The sequence below is a fragment of the Pseudomonas sp. BW7P1 genome (assembly GCF_024981055.1).
Classification (GTDB): Bacteria; Pseudomonadota; Gammaproteobacteria; order Pseudomonadales; family Pseudomonadaceae; genus Aquipseudomonas; species Aquipseudomonas bananamidigenes.
The window spans coordinates 5,070,187-5,091,569 of record NZ_CP103374.1 but is presented as its reverse complement, the minus strand read 5'-3'; the positions used below and the strand labels follow the sequence as shown (position 1 = coordinate 5,091,569).

Annotated in this window: 13 protein-coding genes; 9 read left to right on the top strand and 4 right to left on the bottom strand. The window is 58.7% G+C overall.

Going from position 1 to position 21,383, the window contains the following annotated elements:
• Nucleotide 1: 1 nt before the first annotated feature.
• Nucleotides 2–646, top strand: coding sequence for a Pr6Pr family membrane protein (locus tag NWV16_RS22855; protein ID WP_260520869.1), 645 nt, complete (start codon nt 2–4; stop codon nt 644–646).
• Between the two features lie 78 nt (nt 647–724).
• Here NWV16_RS22855 and NWV16_RS22850 read toward each other — a convergent pair whose 3' ends face one another.
• Together NWV16_RS22850 and NWV16_RS22845 are read right to left on the bottom strand one after the other, a co-directional pair.
• On the bottom strand, nt 725–1,510 hold the full coding sequence (locus NWV16_RS22850) for a siderophore-interacting protein (RefSeq protein WP_260520868.1): 786 nt from the start codon (nt 1,508–1,510) through the stop codon (nt 725–727).
• Complete coding sequence (locus NWV16_RS22845) at nt 1,507–2,082, bottom strand: PadR family transcriptional regulator (protein ID WP_260520867.1); 576 nt, start codon at nt 2,080–2,082, stop codon at nt 1,507–1,509. Before NWV16_RS22845 ends, NWV16_RS22850 begins: the two co-directional genes overlap by 4 nt.
• Before the next feature lie 502 nt (nt 2,083–2,584).
• Between NWV16_RS22845 and NWV16_RS22840 the strand changes: the two genes are divergently transcribed.
• From NWV16_RS22840 to NWV16_RS22815, 6 genes are all read left to right on the top strand, one after another.
• Nucleotides 2,585–3,082, top strand: a complete 498-nt coding sequence (locus NWV16_RS22840) for a fimbrial protein (protein ID WP_260520866.1) — start codon at nt 2,585–2,587, stop codon at nt 3,080–3,082.
• 81 nt (nt 3,083–3,163) lie between these two features.
• Complete coding sequence (locus NWV16_RS22835) at nt 3,164–5,686, top strand: TcfC E-set like domain-containing protein (RefSeq protein WP_260520865.1); 2,523 nt, start codon at nt 3,164–3,166, stop codon at nt 5,684–5,686.
• Nucleotides 5,687–5,689: 3 nt separating this feature from the next.
• The gene (locus NWV16_RS22830) at nt 5,690–6,910 is read left to right on the top strand and encodes a phage baseplate upper protein (RefSeq protein ID WP_260520864.1); all 1,221 of its coding nucleotides are present in this window, start codon (nt 5,690–5,692) and stop codon (nt 6,908–6,910) included.
• Between the two features lie 39 nt (nt 6,911–6,949).
• Nucleotides 6,950–7,690: a molecular chaperone gene (locus NWV16_RS22825; RefSeq protein ID WP_260520863.1), complete on the top strand. Its 741-nt coding sequence runs from the start codon at nt 6,950–6,952 to the stop codon at nt 7,688–7,690.
• A gap of 18 nt (nt 7,691–7,708) precedes the next feature.
• Complete coding sequence (locus tag NWV16_RS22820) at nt 7,709–8,212, top strand: CS1 type fimbrial major subunit (RefSeq protein ID WP_260520862.1); 504 nt, start codon at nt 7,709–7,711, stop codon at nt 8,210–8,212.
• Between the two features lie 134 nt (nt 8,213–8,346).
• The gene (locus NWV16_RS22815; RefSeq protein WP_260520861.1) at nt 8,347–9,504 is read left to right on the top strand and encodes a hypothetical protein; all 1,158 of its coding nucleotides are present in this window, start codon (nt 8,347–8,349) and stop codon (nt 9,502–9,504) included.
• Between the two features lie 14 nt (nt 9,505–9,518).
• Here NWV16_RS22815 and NWV16_RS22810 read toward each other — a convergent pair whose 3' ends face one another.
• Nucleotides 9,519–14,477 (bottom strand): NEL-type E3 ubiquitin ligase domain-containing protein, encoded by a 4,959-nt coding sequence (locus NWV16_RS22810; RefSeq protein ID WP_312846910.1) that lies wholly within the window; start codon nt 14,475–14,477, stop codon nt 9,519–9,521.
• Between the two features lie 176 nt (nt 14,478–14,653).
• The gene (locus NWV16_RS22805) at nt 14,654–17,764 is read right to left on the bottom strand and encodes a transglycosylase domain-containing protein (RefSeq protein ID WP_260520859.1); all 3,111 of its coding nucleotides are present in this window, start codon (nt 17,762–17,764) and stop codon (nt 14,654–14,656) included.
• 496 nt (nt 17,765–18,260) lie between these two features.
• Between NWV16_RS22805 and NWV16_RS22800 the strand changes: the two genes are divergently transcribed.
• Both NWV16_RS22800 and NWV16_RS22795 read left to right on the top strand, forming a co-directional pair.
• The gene (locus NWV16_RS22800) at nt 18,261–19,682 is read left to right on the top strand and encodes an amino acid permease (protein WP_260520858.1); all 1,422 of its coding nucleotides are present in this window, start codon (nt 18,261–18,263) and stop codon (nt 19,680–19,682) included.
• Between the two features lie 189 nt (nt 19,683–19,871).
• Entirely contained in the window at nt 19,872–21,377 is a 1,506-nt protein-coding gene (locus NWV16_RS22795) for a glucosyltransferase domain-containing protein (protein WP_260520857.1), read from the top strand.
• Nucleotides 21,378–21,383: the final 6 nt, after the last annotated feature.

Here is a 21,383-nt window from a genome sequence, read left to right as displayed (position 1 = left end):
GATGAACGCCGTGCTGCGGCGACGTCTGATCACTTCGGCTGCGGTGCTGGGCTGGGCCGGGCTGGGGATTCAGCTGTACCTGATTTTCTTCGCGCGGTTGAGCATTGGCGCCAGTCTGTTGGGCGGGCTGGTGAGTTTCTTCAGTTACTTCACCGTGATCACCAACACCCTGGTGGCGGTGGTGCTGACTTGCGCGGTGACGGATCGCGAATCCGCTGCTCGCCGCTGGTTTCTGCAACCCTGGGTCAGCAGCGGCATCGCGGTGAGCATTGCCGTGGTGGCCCTGGCGTACAGCATTCTGCTGCGGCACTTGTGGCATCCGCAGGGCTGGCAGTTCATCGCCGACGAATTGCTCCACGACGTGATGCCGCTGCTGTTTCTGGCCTATTGGTGGTTGTGCGTGCCCAAGGGCACCTTGCGCCTGAAGCATCTGCCGTTGTGGCTGATCTATCCGCTGGTGTACTTCGTTTATGCGCTGCTGCGCGGGCATTTGCTGGGGGCCTACGCCTATCCGTTCATTGACGTGGCGCTGCTGGGTTATCCACAGGTGTTCGTCAATGCCGGGGGGATTCTGGTGGGGTTTGTGCTGATTGCGTTGCTCTTCATCGGCCTTGACCGCGGGTTCACCCCTAAACGGCACAACTGAGCGAACCCTGTGGCGAGGGAGCTTGCTCCCGCTGGGCTGCGAAACGGGAGCAAGCTCCCTCGCCACCAATGTATGCAGTTACTTTTCTTCGGAGCCTTCGGCGCGCCAGTAGCCGACGGCTTTGACGAACTGTTCGTCCAGCCCGTGCTCATCGAGCAGCACCCGGCGGATCTGCCGCGAAACTTTGGTTTCGGTCGCCACCCACGCATACAGATTGCCCTTGGGCACCTGCAACTGCTTCACGGTGGTCAGCAGGCTGTCCTTGTTGGCTCCACGCAGCACCCAGATCACGTTGACCTGCGCTGCGCTCTCAAGCGTTTGCTGTTCCTTGCCGTTTTCCACTTCGACCACCACCAGCGCCTTGCGATTGGCCGCCAGGCCTTCGAGGCGACGGGCGATGGCGGGCAGGGCGGTTTCGTCGCCGATCAGCAGGTAGCTGTCGAAGATGTCCGGCACGATCATCGAGCCACGCGGGCCGCCGATGTGCAGGAACTGCCCCGGTTTCGCCTGTTCGGCCCAGGTCGAGGCCGGGCCGTCGCCGTGGAGGACGAAATCGATGTCCAGTTCCAGCTTGTCGAGATCGTAGCGGCGTGGGGTGTAGTCACGCATTTCGGGCATCGGCACGTCGTTTTTGCCGGCACCGAGCACCAGGGTTTCCAGTGCTGCAGCCTGTTCGGCGTTCTGCGGGAACAGCAGCTTGACGTGATCGTCAGTGCCGAGGCTGATGAAGCCGGCCAGTTCCGGCCCGCCAAGGGTGATGCGGCGCATGCGTGGGGTCAGGTCGACCACGCGCAACACTTCCAAGCGACGACGTTTGATTTCATGCATCACACGATGGATGCCTTGGGTCTGGGCTTCAGTCATTCGGCGTTCTCCGGGGCAGGTTTAACGGCAGGGCCGTCGACGATGGCTTTGGCGGTGTCGTTGAGCAGATCGCGGACCCTCAGGATTTCTTCCGGGCTCCAGCGCCCATGGTGCATTTGCAGGGCGTGGCGCAGGTTGTGCACCGCTTCATGGATTTCCGGCGGCCGGTCGTGGCCGCGCAACGAACGCTTGCTGACGTCGATACGCATGCGCACGCCGTCCAGTGCCACGGCCTGTTCGCCGAGGGACTGACGGCCGGCATCGGTGACCGCATAGCGTTTTTTGCCGCCCTCGGCATCGCCTGTGATCATTTCGCTCTCTTCGAGAAATGTCAGGGTCGGGTAGATCACGCCTGGGCTGGGGCTGTAGGCGCCGTCGAACATGGTTTCGATCTGGCGGATCAGGTCGTAGCCGTGACACGGCTGCTCGGCAATCAATGCCAGCAACAGCAATTTCAGATCGCCGGGGGCGAATACCCGTGGACTGCGCCCGCCGCGTTCGCGGCCGTGGCGTTTTTCGAAGCCGTCACGGCTGTCGCCATGCACTCGGTGATGGGGATGATGGTCTCTCATTTCAGTCTTCTCTCGTCATGTTTAGATACAACTTAAGATATATCTTTTCCGAGAGGCAAGGCGTTTTTTTTGAAAGGGGACGGCAGCGGACGAATGGTCATCCGGGCGAGAAAGGAGAATCACTGCGTGCAGCGCTTGTTTGATCGTCCGGAAAAGAATGACCATGAAGTTAAAGCTGTCGCTCTATTGATAGTTGAGCTTATATTCTAAATATCAAAAAAAGTGCCGGGCGGTAATGTCCAAAGTACTGTAATTTTTTTTTAGTAAAACTGTGGGTAGGCCATGGATTACAGTTGTTTTTATTTATTTTGGGTTTTTAATGTTTTTTCTTTCAAGTTGCGAGGTTGTTTAACTACAAGTTTGTGGGAAGTTACCTGCTTACAATCGTGGAGCAAGCGTCGATCATGCCCCGGCGTTGAACTTCCATGTTTCAGGTCATGTTGGCCGCAGAAACGGGAACTTCAATGTTTCGATTCCTTAAAAAGAAAACAGGTACTGACCGATGTTCAAGAAAATCGCTTTCGCTGCACCGCTGGCTATTCTGGCTCTGAGTTCTTCTGCGGTATTCGCCGCCGGCGAAGCACGACACTCCATCAGTCTGGTGGCGCATGTACCGACCAATGGTTTCTACGTGGTGCCGACGGATCCGGATCTGGTCAACAAGGACCAGGACATGAGCTTCAGCCCGATCACCGGCACCATGAAACCGGTGGAAGGCTTCTTTGATGTGCGCAACAACAACGGTTCGGTTCACGGCTCACTGGAGGGCGTTCCGAAGCTGATCGGCGGTTCGAGCATCATCGACCTCCAAGTCGAGTTCAATGGCAAGGTGCTGACCCAGACTCCACAAATGGTCGTAGGCGAGTCCGAGTCGGATGTGAACTACCGCGCACCGGTGCGAATTACTGCGACTGGCAGTGACTTCACGCCGGGCGATTACACCGGCGCGGTCACCATGATGTTCGACGCTGTTCCACCGGTCGGTGGCAGCACGCTCTAATCCGTGAAGTAACAAAGCCGGCTGGCTGATGCATGCGTCAGTCGGCCGGACTTTTTCCGTTCGCATTCAGAGTTCGTTTTCATGTTCCCGATGACTTCCATCGCGACTGCACTTGCGTTGCTGTTTTGTGCCGGTGCGGCAGCGGCTGCCGAATCGGCCGGTACAACGCCGCGCAGTTTGCTGGCGCAGGCCAAAGGCTTGCCGAAAGACTTTGAAGAACACTTTTTCGATGTTCCTCTGGCTGTTCGGGTTGAACTCGATCAGCAACCGTTGGGTGAAGCGATGATCGTGCTGAGCCGCGATGATCGCATCACGCTGCTTGATTTCACCGATACCAATGAAAACCGTTTCGGTCCCGCCGAACGGGAAAAATGGGCCAGCTATCTCAAGCCCGGCGTGCCGCTGGGCGGTTGCAGCGGCCAATGTCCGGAGCAAATGCTCGCCGTGCACTACAACCTGGAAAACTCGCTGCTATCGATCGTCACCGAGAATGCCGAGCGAGATAGCGAAACCCCGCGTTTCTACGAGCAGCCCCAGGGCGGCAGCACCGGCCTTATCATGCGCAACCAGCTCAACCTGAACGGCGGTCAGGATCAGGATCTGGGCGGCCGCTATGGCCTCGAAGCCAATGGCAGCCTGGGTAACTGGACGCAGACTTTCAACATGCAACTGGCCCGCCTTGGCGGACCGGACGACAAGCTCTATCACGCGGTGTACGAGTTGCACACCCAACGCGAACTGCAGGGCAGCTTCCTGCGCATGGGCTATTTCACGCCGACGTCCGAAGGCTTGACCCGACAACCCCGTTCCTTCGGCAACAGCCCCGACACCACGGTCGGTGTGATGTACGGCAGTTCCGACAGCCTGGCAGTGGATCTGCAAAACCCCAGCGTCTACCCGATCTATGTCACGGCCAACCGCCAGGCCTCGGTGGAGATCTTTCGCGACGGGTTGTTGATCAACACCCAATCCGTGCCAGCCGGTCTGCAGACCCTCGACACCCGGCCATTGCCCGGTGGCATTTATGAAGTGGAAGTGCGACTGATCGAGGACGGCCAGATCACCTCCACCACTCAGGAGCTGGTGTACAAGCCGAGCAACTGGCGTAATCCCGAAGAGCGCTGGCGCTACAACGTATTTGCCGGCCAGGAAACCAAACTGCTCAGCAACTGGGACCGCCAGGCCAGCGGCGATGCCACGGCCGGTGCTTCGCTCAACTATCTGTTGCATCCGCGCGTGATCCTCGGTCTGTCCGCCCGCCAGGTTCGCGAGAAATTGCAGTACGGCACCTCGATCGACTGGACCCTCGCCAACAGCGTGAGCATGTTCGCCAACGTCTACACGACCGAAGACCATGGCACCGGGCTGGATCTGCAAGGCCTGTACAACTACGGGGCCGGCAGCCTGGTGGTCAGTCACAACCGCAGCTGGCTTGACACCACCGACATTTACGACACGCTGCCGGACGGCACCCGCATCCGTCAGCGCAATGTTTTCACCGGGCAGACCAGCAACTCCTCGCTGGCGCTCAATCACCGGGTCAGCCGCAACAGCTCGCTCAATGCCCGGGTTTTCCACAGTGAAGGTAACGTAGAAGGCGTCGGCCTCGATCTGGGCTGGACCCAGCGCACCACGGTGTTTGGCAGCGACTCCAACTGGCGGCTGTCGGTGTTCGACCGACCCGGCAGCTACAGCAGTGGCGATGCGCGTAACCGGGGCGTGGATCTGAGCCTCAACGTCGCTTTGGGCGGTCCGGGCCAGCAGATCTCCGGCAGCATCGGCACCCGTACGGCAAGGGACGGCAGCCGGGACAACAACGGTTCGCTGGGTTACCGCAAGAACTTCGACGATCACGTTTTACAAAGCGTGATGGCGACTGTTCTGACAGATACCTACGGAATCGGCCTGAACGGTCAGGCCAACTTCAGCACCGATATCGTCAATGGCGATGGCTTCGTCCAGCGCTCGTCCTACAACGGCAACTACACCGGCGGCCTGAACCTGGACAGCACGGTGGCCGTCGGTGGGCAGGCCATTGTCATGACCAGCCAGCCTCAGGGTCGGGGCGCGGGGATGATCGTGGATGTGGAGTCCGACATCGACGGCATCGCCCTGCGCGCCGACGACTTGAGCGGTGGCAGCGCGGCCCTGCGGCCGGGGCGCAATTTCATTCCGATCACGGCTTACAGAAACAGCTCGGTGAGCTTCGACTTTGTCGGCAACGATGTGCCGGCGGCGTCCATCGAACCGGCACGAACCCGCTATCACATGAACAAGGGCGGCGTGGAATACCGCAAGGTGCGCGTGATGAAAACCTTCACGGTGCTCGGGCGCCTGCTCGATCCCCAGGGACGGCCGCTCAAAGGCCATCACGTCATCAACCACGCCAGCCGTGGGGTGAGCGAGGTGGACGGGTTCTTCTCTATGGAAATGCATGCCGGCTCGCCGACGCTGGAAGTGCGGTTTGCCGATCAGTTGCTGTGTCAGTTCCGGCTCGATCCGCAGCAGGGGCGAGTGGAAAACAATGTGTTGATGATCGGCGACCTGCGGTGCAGTCCGGACACGTTGGCCGATGCGACCGTTTCCGGGCAGAAGGCGGGCTGAAGCATGAAAAAGACGTTCTCCTGGCTTGGCCTGCTCACGGTATTGAGCATGCCGTTGGCGCAAGGGGCGAACCAGGAAATACGGGCGTTGTTTCAGCCCGATCCTTCGAAGCCCTGGAAAAACACATTCATCAACAAGACGCCGAACAGCGGTTACTGCGCGACCTATCCGGATCAGTGCGAAGCCAACAATATGTTCAGTATCCAGGTACCGATTCGTTTCAGCTCAGCGGGTTCCTTGCCTCAATACACCAGCATTCGCGTAAAGGCCCCTGCCAATTGGCGGCGTTTGACGGTCACCAATCAGCAGACTCAGGAAAGCCATGCCGTTGAGGTGCGAATTATCGGTTTGGGTTCCAGATACAGGCTCAGCCAGCCGGTAACCGAGTTGACCGGTGAGAGTGATGTACGCGAAGGCCACCGAAAGCTGTGGCTGAACGATTCCTGGGTCTATGCACCCGCACCCTGCCAGTACAGCGGAGTAGGTGCCTACAATCCGCTCGGCTATCAGTTTTTCTGGAAAACGCCGCAGGAAGAGGAATGCATCAAATATTCCGCATTTCGCATTCCGGACATTCAATTCGATTCTCTGGATATTGCTTATGAACTGCGTACTCCCGACCCGCTGGCCATGTCCGCCGGCTTGTATACCGGGTCGTTGACCTACAGTGTCGGGCATGGTGCCGATTTCAGCATGGGCACTTCGCTGGTGGTGGATGACCACAACGTGACGCTGGACTTCGTACTGGACGTTCAGCACACCCTCAAAGTCGACCTGCCTCCCGGCGGTAATCGCATTGCGCTTGAGCCTGAAGGCGGCTGGCAACCATGGCTCAATACCCGGCGCATTCCCGAACGGTTGTACCGCGATCAGACGTTCCATATTTCGGCCAGTTCGCGCTTCAAGATGTTTCTCCAGTGCGGTCGCGGCACGATCAGCGATTGTTATCTGTTCAATGACGCCGACACCGTCGCGGCGCGCCTGTTCATCAGCGTCACGTTGCCGAACGGCTTGACCGACGAGAGCGGCAAACCGGTGAGGCGCCGACTGCTGCGTCCCATTGCAGATGGCTACGCGGTTTTTCAACCCGGAATGTACGTGGATCGTCAACAGGGAACCTTGCATTTCGATGTGGAGAAGGCGTCCATCAAGACGATGTTGACGATGGATCGTGGCAACAAATATTCCAACACGGTTGTCGTTGTGTTCGATTCGGAAATCTGAGCGCTCCTGGCTTTTGAATTATCGACGGAGAGTATGTGCATGAAGCAATTAGTGGTTTTTTTGGGCCTGTGCATGGTTTGTCTGAACGCCCAGGCCGGTCCTAACATCAACATCGGCGTGGTCTACGACTATCTTGCCGGCGATAAAAGTACTTATCTCAAACGCGTCTACAACAGCGGTGACAGCACCGCGTTCGTCAAGATCAATGTGCTGGAAATCATCTACAACGCCGACGGCACTTCCACTGAAGTGCCGGTCAAGGTGCAGGCCGATGCGGGCGCCCGGGACGGCGTGATGGCCAGTCCCGCACGCTTGATCATCCCGGCCCAGGGTATGCAGGGCACTCGTTTGCTGTTCATGGGCGAACGTGACAAGGAGCGTTACTTCCGTGTGCGGTTCGTTCCGGTGGTGCCAGAGAAGGAGGACGAGTTTGCGGTGTCCAGCGAAGAGCGTGAGGAATACAAGAAGAGCCTGACGGCGGGCGTCAACGTCATGGCCGGTTTCGGTACGATCTTTTTCGTACGCCCGCACAACGCCCGGTTCGATACGGTGATTGATGACAAAACGAGCACTTACAAGGTACGCAACAACGGCAACACCGTGGTGGTGATCGACGAATTCAAGAGCTGTTCGAAGTCCGACGAAACCGAATGCGACGCCACCACCAAACACCACGTCATGGCCGGCAAGACCTTCGAATTCGAGAAAAAACCGGGACGCGAATATCGCTTCATCCTGGTCGAAGGCGACAGCAAAAAGAACCTGAAAACCGCCGGTTGACCCTCAGGGAAACGAAAAATGATCAGACAATGGATGGCCCTGACGTCGGCCGCAGGATTGGGATTGATAAGCACCTGGGCGTTCGCGGCGCGGGAAGAACTGGAGTTTTATGTGTCGGTGCACATTCCGACGCTGCAGTTTTACGTCATACCCAGCGAGCCGGACTGGATTCATCGCGAGCAGCGCCTGCCCTGGGATGTGAACACCTCGACCCTCGGCAGCCTGCGCAGACATTTCGACGTCCGGCATGACAGCAGCGCCATCGAGGCTCGCCTTGAGAGCTTTCCCTATTTGACCAACGGCAAGGATCCGAATGCGCACATCCTTTTACGGGTGTTCTTCAATGGCAAGTTGCTGAGCCACGACCCGGTTCCCCAGCAAGTGGTGACGGCAGAGGAAGCGCGCAAAGGAGCCCGGGTGCTGTTGGAGATTCAGCCGGTGGAGCAGTCCGACGGCTACAAGCCGGGGGACTATTTCGGCACCGTCAACCTCATGTTCAACGCGGCCGCTCCCCAGGGATAGACAGGGATCGGGCACAGGACATCGCCATTCAGTGCAAGGACGTAGCAATGATTTTCAGGCTCCAAAGAAACAGGATATTCGTATGCGCGGCCGGCGTGATGTTTTGCGCCTCCGTGCAAGCTGTCACTCAAGAGATGCGTGCCAGTTTCATACCCGATCCGTCGAAACCGCAGAACAATGCGTTCGTCGACCAGACGGTACAAAGTGGTTATTGCGGAACATACGTCGCTGACTGCAAGGCCCACGACCTGTCTGGCGTTCGTCTGCCATTGCGCTTCGCTTCCGTGCGCTCGATCGAACCAGGGGCGACGGTGCGCAACGGTGCGATGTTCAGAATCCCCAATCTCTGGCGCAGCCTGACAGTCAGGAATGTTGTGAGCGGGGAAACGGCCACGGTTGAAATGAGAATCGGCGGGTTGGGCACTCAGTACGTTTTGAGCGACACGGCGAGGAACCTGACCGGGGCCGCCACCGATGAACAGGCCCATCAGGATCTGTGGGGCGGTCGAGGCTGGTGGTTTCCCTCAAGGCCTTGCGACGCCGGAGCGATGACGGCTTTCGGGCCGAACTTCTATCGAGCGTTCTGGCGCGGACCGTCGGAAACCGATTGCAGTAAAGAAGCCGCGTTCCGGATTCCCTGGATGACTTATGACTACCTGGACGTGGGCTATGAACTGCGCACGCCCAGCCCGTTCACGATGTCGGCCGGGATTTATACCGGTGAGCTGATCTATGGCGTGGGGCCGGGGCTGGACATTGATGCGGGCGATAACCTGCTACCCAGCAATGCCTCCGTCACATTCAGGTTCGTGCTCGACGTGCAGCACATGCTCAAGATCGACCTGCCGCCGGGGGGCGACAGGATCGAGCTGGTACCGCAGGGCGGCTGGCAAGCCTGGTTGCAGGAAGGGCGGCGACCTGTCCGGTTGCTCAAGGATCAGACCTTCAACATTTCCGCTTCTTCGCGATTCCGGATGTCCATCCAGTGTCAGTACGGCGGTATCGGCGCCTGCGCGTTGCGCGATGCCGAATCCGGCAGCACCTTTCCCCAGGTCTATATGAGCGTGAGTCTGCCCCATGGCATCACTGACACGGCAGGCCAGCCGGTGAAGCACAAGCGCCTGACGGAAAACCCGACCGACACCCTGTTTCAACCAGGGGTTTTCGTGGATCGGGCGCCCGGCACCTTGCACTTCGAAGTGCCGAGCCGTTACATGGAGAGCATGTTGCAGCCCGGCCAGGCCAAACAGTATGCCGGCAATGTCACGGTGATCTGGGACTCGGAAGTCTGACCGTGTTCATGGCCTCAGGTCGGCATGGGCAACAGACCATGCCGACGCATGATCGTGAAGGTCAGCGAACGTCCCAGACCCTGACGTCGGTACGCCAGTTCGGTGAGCTCGCGTGCGTATTCCTCGTCACTGATCGGTGCAGCCGAATCGGGTGCGTGCCGTTGTTCAAGCCGGGTCAACTGGCGCTCGTATGAGGCGTCGTTGATCCGGTACGCTTCGGTCTGATGCTCACGCAGATAGCGCTCCCAGAACGGTTGTTCGAGCATCCCGTTGACCAGCCCGTCTCCGGTCTCCAGCTCGATAACGGTGCTGTAGGCATTATCGATACTGGCTCGCGTCACACCTGCAATGCCTTCGTACAGCATGAATTCGGACTGCCAGGGCAGATCGAGACGGGCCCCCAGGCGGGTCTGATAGGCCAGATAGATCTCGACCTCTTCTTCGCGGCTCGGACGAGACAGCGCATCGGCCCGGGCAATCTCGTTCACCCGTTCCAGGCGCGCGGCGCCACGGGCCAGTTTCACCAGCCTGCCTTCGAGCTCCACTGCCGATGTGGCGTAGGAGTATGCCAGCGAGGCGAGGGCCTGCACCCCCATGATGTTGAAGACTTCGGAGCTGGCATCGGCGCAGGAGGCCGGTTGTTCAGCCATGCGAAACAGGTTTTCACGCAGCTCGGTATCCATGTCCATGGCGTCGATCAGATCCCAGACACGCCGGGTCAGAATTCGGCGTGAGGAACCACCGTTCCGGTAGTCGGCAGACTGAGTCAGGCTGTCGATGATCTGGAAGAAACCCTGGGCATTCGGTTCGTGCATGAGGTTGTCCCAGGCTTCGTTGCGGTAGGTCGATAGCCCCGGATCATCGTCGCTCCAGAATAGCGAGTCGCCACTCATCGACCACTTGTCGCGAGTTTCGGCGGCAAGGAACGAATAATGGTTTTCCCGCGGCAGCCCCACCGAGTCACGGTATTGATAAAAGGTCTCGCGATCTTCGGGTTCCAGAAAACTGACTGCCAGTCGGGTACGGGCAACGAGCCAGGCATCCGTCGATCCCGGCTCGACATTCGGCACATGGGTGATTGCCGGACTGGACAGATCGAGAAAGAAGCCCTGAGGGCGTCGATGGGGAGAGAACAGTCCTTGTGGCCAACTGTCGATACCGGCGTAAGCCAGATCCAGCACGGTCAGGTGCGGCATGCGACTGACGTCCGGCGCTCGTCCCAGCTGGTTGAGGGACAGTCGCAGGACGCGCAGGCGGGTCAAATCTCTGAGCTGCGCCCATGATTCGGCTGTCAGGCGAATCTCATTGCGGCTGAGCCGCAAGGTCTCCAGTCGTTGCATTGCGGCAATTCTTTGGGGCAGCAGTTTCAGGCCGCAGTGGCGGGCACTCAAATGATGCAGGTTGGGGAAATGCTTCAGGAGCCCGCCGGAGGCCGGGGAGAAGCGGGCTCGATCAAGATTCAGGGTCGTGACCTGATCGAACCAGGCCTTCAGATCGGGGAGGGTTTTCCACCATTTTTCAAGGTCGGGTCCCAACACTTCATTCGAAAGATCCAGCGTGTAGCCATCCTCTAAACGAATACTGCGCTCGTTGAACGCATGCGCTTCGCGTCTGAAACACGCCAGCAGGCGATCAGTGATGGTACTCGCCCCGGCTGGAATGATCCCGGGGCCATCGGGATCGAAACTTCTCAGTGAGTTCCTCCACTCGTCGAGCAGACTCTCCAGCCTTTGCAGCTCATCCTTGAGTTCCCGGACCTTCTCGAAAGGATCACGCCCTGCCGGCAGCGAACTGACGAACATGTCCACTTCCCGATCACTCAACCCGGGATACAGTTCTTTCACCCGTTGTTCGATTGTCCGGGCCGATCGGGAAAAGACCGGCCCCCGCAACAGGTTCTCCAACGACGTTTGCACGACGGGCCGGATCGAGGGCTCGAGCATCAGGGTGCGACGCTCCCTCGGCGATTCGCTCATTGCCATCAGCCATTGCCTGAAAGCACGACCCTGACCTGGTCTGTATCCGGTTTGTTGTCTTGCCTGAGCGGGAATCGCCTGCAGGATCGACTCGTACAAATCGGCCAGACCGGACAACGGGCGCCGGTTGCCGTCGAAGACTTCATAGCGGCCATGCCCGTCATGCAAAAGGACGCGGATTTCGCTTGCATCCGTAAGACCTGCGCTGCAACGCAGTGGCCCGTCAAACGAGCCATCGCGCACTTCGATATGCAAATCGCGATAGGTGTCGCTGTGCAGACGGAGCAGATTCAAAGCCAGGCGTTCGGTGTCCGGTGTCGGTCGTTCATTCTCGCCAAAACCTTCGAACGCCCGCGTCGTGCGGGTTTCGAAAGCGCATTCACGGGCAGTCGCCCTGAGGTCAAGGGGAAGGCGGTCATGGTTGTCCAGAGCGTCCAGTTCGCGCTGGCGGGCGTGGGCGACCAGCCGTTCGGCGATGGTTGTCGGCAAGTCCGGGAACCGACGTTGAAGCTCAAGAACCCGCGAGTCATGGCTGATCGTGCGATACCGATAGGTATATTGCGCAATGTCCTGTCGGCGGGCATCGACCTGGTTCCCCAACAGATTACGCAGGGTCTGCACTTGTCGTTCTCTCGGAACCCGGGCGCCAAGCAATCGCTCCAGCTGCGCGTCATCGAGAAAACCGGCCACCTGTTCCGGCAGTCTGCCAGCCATGACATCCGCCAGGCTGACGGTCAACGTCCGTGACGGTTGGGCGTTGGCGTTACCGTAAATGTGTGCGGCGCTTTGTCCCTCGGCACCCTGATAAACCTTCAATGCGCAGTCTTCGGGCCAGCCCGGCAATTCGGTCACCAGTTGTTCGAACCAGAAGGACGAGGGATCCATAGGGCGCCCGGCGCGAATATCCGAGACGGCGGTTGCAGTGTCCCGCGATGCCTGGAAACGCTCGAGCGTGTCTTCCAGCAGTAACGGAGGGGGATCGTTTTCGACATACATCCGGCGCAGTGCATGCTCTTCCGTGCCACTGATCAGGCGGACAGTCTCCAGTTGCGGATCACTGAAGCCCTCCGCCATGGCGCCGAGGCGTCGCATCAATTTCGGACCTGCCCAATCATGCGGGTTTTCACCTTCATGAACCCAGGCGCCACGACCGTTGTAGCGAAGTTTCGGCGCATAGGCGCCGGGACGTGCCGGATGCTGGATACGATACTGGCCGTTGTGTGAATCCTGTCTGACTTCATAGTGCTTGCCATCGAGTGTCAGCACGTTTTTGCCGGCATGTTGGTAAAGACCTTTGGCGTCACGACGAGAGTCGGGCGGTGGCGGCGCTCCACTAATCTCATACGGGCCGAGGTCGGGGTGCCACAGACGGGTATTACCGTCGGGGGATATGACTGGCAGCATGTTGTCGACAAAGGACGAAACCTTGAGTTTGAACGCCTTTCCGATCTCGCCGCCGACGGCGAATGTGCCCAACTGGATGACGTCGGTCAGGACTCCGAGCACGTGTTCGCCAAATGCTGCCCAATGCCCTTGCGCCAGATCGATCCAGCCCTCTACAGTGTCCGTGATCAGTTGATAAGCGGTATAGGCCATCATGAGCTCACCGACAACAGGAACAAAAGGCGTAAGAACCAGCAGGGCTGCCTGGAAAATGTCGGAAAGCATTTTTTCGAAATTGTCCCACCAGGCCCAGCGTTCCTTTCGGTCGGCCATTTCGGTTGAAACGGCGATGTCTCGAGCATCGTTGAAGATCTTGTCGATTTTTCGCTGGTACTGATGCTTCCACAGATTCTGCGTGAACGGTCGAACCTGAAAGGCCAGTCGGGGTTTATCCACCGGAGTGGGGCGCCAGGTCGGCCCCGGATCCAGACGATCCTTCTCTTTCGGCCATTTGAACGCGTTCAGTCGCTGGTCGAGTCCGGCAAAGAAATGACCGCGCTGTTGCTGATCGATGAATTGGCTGAAAAATTGCCAATAGTTACTCTGTCCTTTGGACAGGGTCTCGTTGGCACGTAGCTGGCGAGTCAGTTCGCTGACGAACTCCAGCGACGAGGCGTACTCCTTCAACGGGTGCTCGGGGTCATGGGGAACGTAAGCAATCATCCGGTCTTCACCAGCGCTCTGCCGCTCGACCGAAGTGAACAGCACGATTCCGGTCAATGCGGCATCCATGATCGACAGCTCGCAACATTGCATGACCTTGCCACCCAGCGTCAGCCCGGATTGCCCTTCGGCCATGCCCAGAACCACGGCATGGGCGTTGCTGCCGATGTCATTGGTCAGCAGTGCCAGATGCGCGGCGAGTATCAACGCAGCTTTCTGGCTGTCGGTTGTCTGTTTCTCAAGCGCGGCACGTGTCGCGGGATCGCGAGGCAGCAAATGGTGTCGCAGATAACGGGTGTAGCGTTTGCCGATATCCAGTTCTCGACACAATGTCTTGAACTGCTCGATTGACATTTTCTGTTTGATTTCCAGTACATCGAAGTGTCCGTTTTCATCGGGTTTACTGATGAAGTTGGAGTCGGCGGTAAAGGTTTCGTTACTTGCAAAGTTGTGTAGCGCTGCGTCCAGCAGGGACACCGTTCGACTGGCAAAGCCAGGCAATAAATTGAGGCTGTACCAAGGTGATGACTTTGGGAAATACAATCTCAAGAAAGTTTGCTTGACATTGAGGGTAAGACCAAACTTTTCCTTGAGTTCTTTTTTCAGCAAGTGCACCGCGAATGACTCGAGACTTTTTATTTTGTTCAGCGCCTGGTCAGTCTGGTTCTGAGCCTGCCAGGCGGCGATATTTGCCGCTTTCGCCGATGCCTGAACGTGCTTTTCGTGCCAGGAGTGCTTCTTCAGGGAGGCAGCATTCAATGCCAGGGCACGAGACAGTGAAGTCTGTTTGAATGTGTCGTCAAGAGTGTTTTTGATGAGCTCGTAGTGTCGACCTTTTATCGTGGGAGTTGTTGTTTGAAGTGGGTTGTCATTTGTTTTCAGGCTGGACATCTGAATTCCATTTCGTTTGTCAGGAAAACATTAGCGTATTCCTCTGCTGTTTAAATAAAAGTCAGAATATTGTGTCGGAAGACAAGCGGATTCCGTGATTCATGTTCATGAATTCGAATGCAAAATCCAAATAAATATGACCTGTTGCTGATATCGGGAAAATGACGCACCACCCTTCAGCGGAGAGCCACCTCCACCGGTTGACATTGCGTGTGGCTACCCGGTTGCAGGTAGTTGTTGAGAATCGGGGCCATTCCCTTGAGTACCTGTACCGGCAACGCCGAAGTGAATTTGAAATTCTCCGCCGAACGGCCGGGAACGTACGCGGTGAGTGTGCCGAAATGGCTGTCGCCGATGTAGAACACAAAGGTCGCGGTACGGTTGATCGATTTCGAACTGAGGATTCGTCCGCCGGAGCCGATCGCTTCGATACGGTTGTCACCGGTACCGGTCTTGCCGCCCATGATCAGCGGCCGGCCATCAGCCATTTTGAAACTGCCGGAAACACGTTTGGCGGTCCCCGAGTCCACCACCTGAGAGAGTGCCTCACGCATGGCCGTGGCGACTTCGGACGGCATCACCCGTTTGCCCACATGCGGGTCGTTGACCAGTTTTGTCTCGTAAGGTGTGCCGGCGGCAAAATGCAGGCTGTCGATACGCAGGGTCGGCATGCGCACGCCGTCGTTGAGGATGGTGCCGATCAACTCGGCCAGCGCGGCGGGGCGGTCGCCGGAGCTGCCGATGGCGGTGGCCAGCGACGGCACCAGATGATCGAACGGGTAACCGACTTTCTGCCAGCGCTGATGGATGTCGAGGAACGCTTCGATCTCCAGCATGGTGCGGATGCGGCTGTCACGGGCACCTTTGTGTTTGCTCTTGAACAGCCAGCTGTAGACCTCCTGACGCTCGAACTGACTGGCCTTGACGATCTGGCTCCAGGTCGCGTCCGGGTGATTGAGCAAGTAGCCGATCAGCCACAGGTCCAGCGGATGGACCTTGGCGATGAAGCCCTGGTCCGGCAGGTCATAGGTGCCGGGACCGTAGGCCAGATAAAGCCGTTCGAGGCGCTCGTCGGTGAGTTTTTCGGTGATTTTCACGCCCTTCAGATGTGAGCGGACAAAGCTGTTGAAGTCTTCCTGGCTGGCGTCGGGCAGTAGATAACGGTGCACCGCAGCCATGCGGATCGGGGTCGGGCGCATGCTGTCGAGGAAGGTGTCGAGGCGGGCCCGGGTGTCCTTGTTCTTGTACTTCTTCCAGAACTTGAGCAGGAACGAAGTGCCTTCGCGATCGGCGAACGAGGCGAGGTATTCCTGGCGCCGTGGGTCGCGGTCGTCCTTGAGCAGTTCGGCGCTGTTGTTGGGGCCGGAGTAGGTGGTGTAGCGCACCAGATCGCGCATCAGACGAATGAACGGCAGGTTGATCGACTCGCGCAGGGCGTCGCGCAGGGTCGGCATGCGGCCGTTGTCTTCCTTGCGGAAGTTGTGGAATACATGCAGCCCGCCACCGGTGAAAAACGCCTCGCCGGGGCTGGCGGAGTATTTGCGGTCGAGGGCCGCGGAGAGCATTTTCGACAGGTCGTGATCCTTGTTCTGGATCAGATAATCGATCACCCATTGGGTCAGGCGATCCTGATCCGGCACCTCGACTTTTTTCAATTCCGGCACAGACATGGCGCCGTATTTGTCATGCAGTTCGGAGATGATCTGCAGGTAGGTGGTCAGCACCCGCATTTTCGCCGTGGAGCCGAGTTCCAGTTTGCTGCCTTCGTTGATGTCGAACGGCTGGTCGGTGCTGTCGGTCTGCACCCGCACGCGCGAGCCGTCCGGGGTCAGTTCGAACAGGGTGAAGCTGTAACGCACTTGCGTGGTGCTGGTGGGCGTCAGCAGGCGTTCGCCGAGCAGGCCGATTTCGGCGGCGTAAGCCGGGTCGGCGAGTTTTTTCAGGTAGGCGGTGGCCTGGGTCTGCAGCTCGCCTTGCAGGGTGCTGGTGGCGGAGAGGTCGAGGCGGTCGAGGTCGTACAGCGGGCGATTGAGCATGGTGGCCAGACGGCTGCGGGCGACGCTGATGCCTTTGTTGGTTTCGATCGGCTGAATGGTCGGCTGGGTCTGCCAGTCGCGGTAAGTGACCTTGCTGGCCAGAGCCGCATCGGCGAGGGCGGTGTCGATCACTCCGTTCTGTTTGAGCAGGCGCAGGTGACTGTCGGTGAGATCGGCCAGCTCTTCCCGGCCCTTGGTCAGGTAATGGGAAGGACGGCGCTGGGCGATCATCAGCGAGAGCATTTCCCGCAGGGCCAGGCCCTTGTCGGCCATGGTCTGCGGATCGGTGGCGGTACTGGCCAGTTTTTTGTTGGCTTCATTGAAATCGGCGCCGTACCAGACCCGCAAGCCTTCGGCCATGCCGTGGACTTCACCGTGCCCCGGCACCGCCGACAACGGCACGCTGTTGAGGTAGTCACGAATGATGTTGCGCCGCGCCGGCAAGGTATCCGGGCCGGCCTGATAGGCGCGGACACTGGCGGAAATCATCTGGCGGATTTTCTCGGCACCGTTCACCGTCAGCCCATCAGGCGAGTGGCGATATTTTTCCAGTTGTGTGGCCAGGGTGCTGCCGCCCGCCGATTGCCCCGGCAAGTGCAGCAGCTTGGCGACCTGCGACCATGCCGCCATGCCGAAGCGCGGCCAGTCCACCGCCGGGTTGGCCAGCGGTTGTTTCGGGTCGAGCAGAAAGCGGTTTTCGATGAACAGCAGGCTGTTGACCACCACCGGTGGAATCGACTCGAAACTCGAATACAGCTGCTGCGGATAGTTGTACTGATACAGCGGCGCGGCACGGCAATCGGTGATCGACAGCCCGGCCTGGATCTTTTCGGAGTAGGGCACGAACAGGCCCTTGTCGGTATAGCCGAGCAGGGCCGGGGAGAAACGCGTCTGTTCGGTGATCACGTAATTGCGCTTGAGCAATCGCGGCAGAAATTCGTCCAGCGAGCTGTAGCCCAGACGCAGATCGAATGGCCCGTTGCCCGGATAACGAATGGCTTCGCTGGGGCCCGGTTGCAGTTCATAGGTCAACTTGGCGGCGTACTGGCTGACCTCGCGGGATTGAAAACGCGAGGTGCGCATTTCCTTCATCGCGGCCAGCCCCACGACCACCGCAATGATCAACACCAACAGCCAGAAAGCCTTCCACCCATGCCGGTTGCGACGGGTTTTTTCAGGGACAGGCGCTTGATCCACACGTTCAGTCGGAACCACTTTTTCACTCGAATCGGTTTGCCACAAAGCGCCCATAGTCGATTGATCCATTCACGCAGATTGATCGGACTTGACTGAAGCTTAGTCGGTGGTTGGCGCGGGTGAAAAAATTGTGAAGCGGTGACCCTGAACAAATCTGCACGGGGGGCAATCCGTCGGCAGTGCGTGTGCAGGTCTCGGGAAAGGGCGGAACAGAGCGGTTGGCGGGTAAATACGACTTGGGTAGGGGCATGACGCTGCACCCTTGCTGTGCAATACTCGGCGCCCATTTCGGCAGTGAATAATCCGGTTTTTTCAGGAGTGTTTGTCTCGAAATCCCGATTCATAACGATGCTTGTCGCTGAATAAGTCGGTTTTTAGAGTGAAATATCCTGCTGGAAGCTTTTTATACTGCCAGCCCCGCTGATCCTCAGGCCCGGACCTGGAGGACGCGTCAGCCCACGAGGCCGGCGCGGTGTCGGGAAGCCACGGCTTATCGGTCGACGCTTCGACACTCGGTGGTCTATCCAATAACAAGACGAGGAAGTCCCCCATGCCAGTCGGCAATCACCCGCCCCATGGCGAGACCGCGAACGGCGGTCCACTCAAACGCGAACTCGGCGAACGGCATATCCGCCTGATGGCGCTCGGCGCCTGTATCGGTGTCGGTCTGTTCCTGGGGTCGGCCAAGGCCATCGAAATGGCCGGCCCGGCGATCATGCTGTCCTACATCATTGGTGGTCTGGCGATTCTGGTGATCATGCGCGCCCTCGGCGAAATGGCCGTGCACAACCCGGTGGCCGGTTCCTTCAGCCGTTATGCACAGGATTATCTCGGCCCGTTGGCAGGGTTTCTCACCGGCTGGAACTACTGGTTCCTGTGGCTGGTGACCTGCGTCGCGGAAATCACTGCGGTAGCCGTGTACATGGGCATCTGGTTCCCCGATGTGCCGCGCTGGATCTGGGCGCTGGCGGCGCTGGTCAGCATGGGCTCGATCAACCTGATCGCGGTGAAGGCCTTCGGTGAATTCGAGTTCTGGTTCGCCCTGATCAAGATCGTCACCATCATCGCCATGGTGCTCGGTGGTATCGGTATCATCGCGTTCGGTTTCGGCAACGACGGCGTGGCGCTGGGGATTTCCAACCTGTGGGCCCACGGCGGTTTCATGCCCAACGGTGTCACCGGCGTGCTGATGTCGCTGCAGATGGTGATGTTCGCTTATCTGGGCGTCGAGATGATCGGCCTGACCGCCGGTGAAGCGAAGAACCCGCACAAGACCATTCCCAATGCCATCGGCTCGGTGTTCTGGCGGATCCTGCTGTTCTACGTTGGTGCGCTGTTCGTGATCCTGTCGATCTACCCGTGGAATGAAATCGGCACCCAGGGCAGTCCGTTCGTGATGACCTTCGAGCGTCTGGGCATCAAGACCGCCGCCGGCATCATCAACTTCGTGGTGATCACCGCTGCGCTGTCGTCGTGCAACGGCGGCATCTTCAGCACCGGGCGCATGCTCTACAGCCTGGCGCAGAACGGTCAGGCACCGGCGGGTTTCGCCCGCACTTCGAGCAACGGCGTGCCGCGTCGGGCGCTGCTGCTGTCGATCTTCGCCCTGCTGCTGGGCGTGCTGCTGAATTATCTGGTACCGGAAAAAGTCTTCGTCTGGGTCACCTCGATCGCCACCTTCGGCGCGATCTGGACCTGGGTGATGATCCTGCTGGCCCAGCTGAAATTCCGCAAAGGCCTGAGCGCCAGCGAACGGGCAGGTCTGAAGTACAAGATGTGGCTGTATCCGGTCAGCTCCTATCTGGCGCTGGCGTTCCTGGTGCTGGTGGTGGGCCTGATGGCGTACTTCCCGGACACCCGCGTGGCGCTGTATGTCGGCCCGGCGTTCCTGGTGCTGCTGACCGTTCTGTTCTACGTGTTCAAGCTGCAACCGACCGATGCGTCGCAAGGTGCGGTGCGTTCGGTTTCGTAAAACGTCAGCGCTGAAACTGAAAGCCCCGGTCGATTGGCCGGGGCTTTGTTTTTTCCTGGATATGGCCACGGTGGGCACGGACCTGTCCGTCCGCTCGTCTGAAAGAGCCGCTAAGCTGTAATTTCTGACAGTGGCGGGTTTTCAACTTTTAGTGATCATATTGTTGGAACTGATTTCAGAGGATCGGATATGAGGATGACTGATTTTTTCGACCGCGAACTTGGGTCGCGACAGGTCGTGCGGTTTTTCCTGATCGCCACGATGCTGTACATCCTGCCGCTGATCCTCGCCGACTTTCCCTACATCGACGACACTTGGCGCTCTCTGGCTGCCGGTGATGCCTGGACAGAGCGGGGGCGACTGTTCATGGACTGGCTGTACCATGCATTGACGTTTACCGGTGCAGCGCCGAACATTTTTCCCCTGCCGCTGTTAATCGCCACGGTGGCCATGTCATTGGCCCTGAGCCGACTGACCTTTCACTACTTCCCCGAACCGACGCTCGCCTCTTGTCTGGTGGCCTTGCCGCTCTGGTACAACCCGTTCCTGTTGCAGAACCTGTCTTATCAATATGACGGCGCCGGCATGGCCCTGAGTCTGGTCGCGGTGATTTACGCGATCACGTTTGGCGGCACTTCCCGGATTCAACGCTGGCTGGTGCCTTCGGTGTTGCTGGCGCTGGCGACCGGGCTGTATCAGATCAGCCTCAATGTGTTTCTCGGACTGGCCTGTGTGGAATTGCTCAGGGCTGTTCATCGGCGCCTGCCCTGGGCTGAGCTCTGGCCACTGGCGGGCTGGAAGCTGGCGCAACTGGCGCTGGGTGTGTCGATCTACTCGGTCACGGCCTTTCCGTTCACGGACTTCGAACGTACCGAACTGCTCGACTTCAGTGCCGATTCACTGTTGCAGATCAGCACCAGTTTCGCTGACATCATGAAGCAGGTGGCGCTGTTGTTTCACGGTGGTTATACGGCGGTATTCGTCGTGTTGCTGGGGTGTGCATTGGTCGGCGTCGCAGGGTTGGGGAGGCAGATTCGCTTGCGGGGTGACTCACCCGCAAAAGGCTTGCTCCTGGGATTGATGTGCCTGCTGACGCTGCCGTTGATCGTGTTGCTGGTGCCGGGCATGACCCTTTTGTTCCGCGATTTCAATGAAGGTGCACGTACGCTGATGGGGTTTGGTGTGCTGCTGATGTTGCTGTTCTATCTGGCATATCTGGGGTTGGCACCGCTGCATCGGTTTCTGCCTCTGACACTGGCGATTCCGCTTCTGGCCACGCTGTCGCTGTCCTTTGCCTACGGGCGGGTGCTGACAATGGAGAAAACATTCGCCAGTAGCGCTTTGTATAGCCTCAGTCATGACATTTCCTCTCATCGAGAATTGCGGGAAGCCAAGCGGATTTATCTGTCAGGGAGCGACTCCGACCGTTGGCTTGTAAGCGCGACGGGCACGTTCAAACAACTGCCGGTACTGCGCTACCTGCTGAGCATCGGCTATTTCATGCTCCCGGAAAACCTGCCCTCGGCCGGCATCACCAATGTGGTCGCCGAACCCGAGCAGGGCAGTCCCGACCGTGTTGACTATCAGGGATTCCCGGTCCTGGTGGACAGCCTCTATTACCGCATCTATTTGAGCGGTGATACCGGTTATATCGTGGTGAAAGAGCCACCTCGCGGTCGGGTGCTGCAATGGTGACCGTTA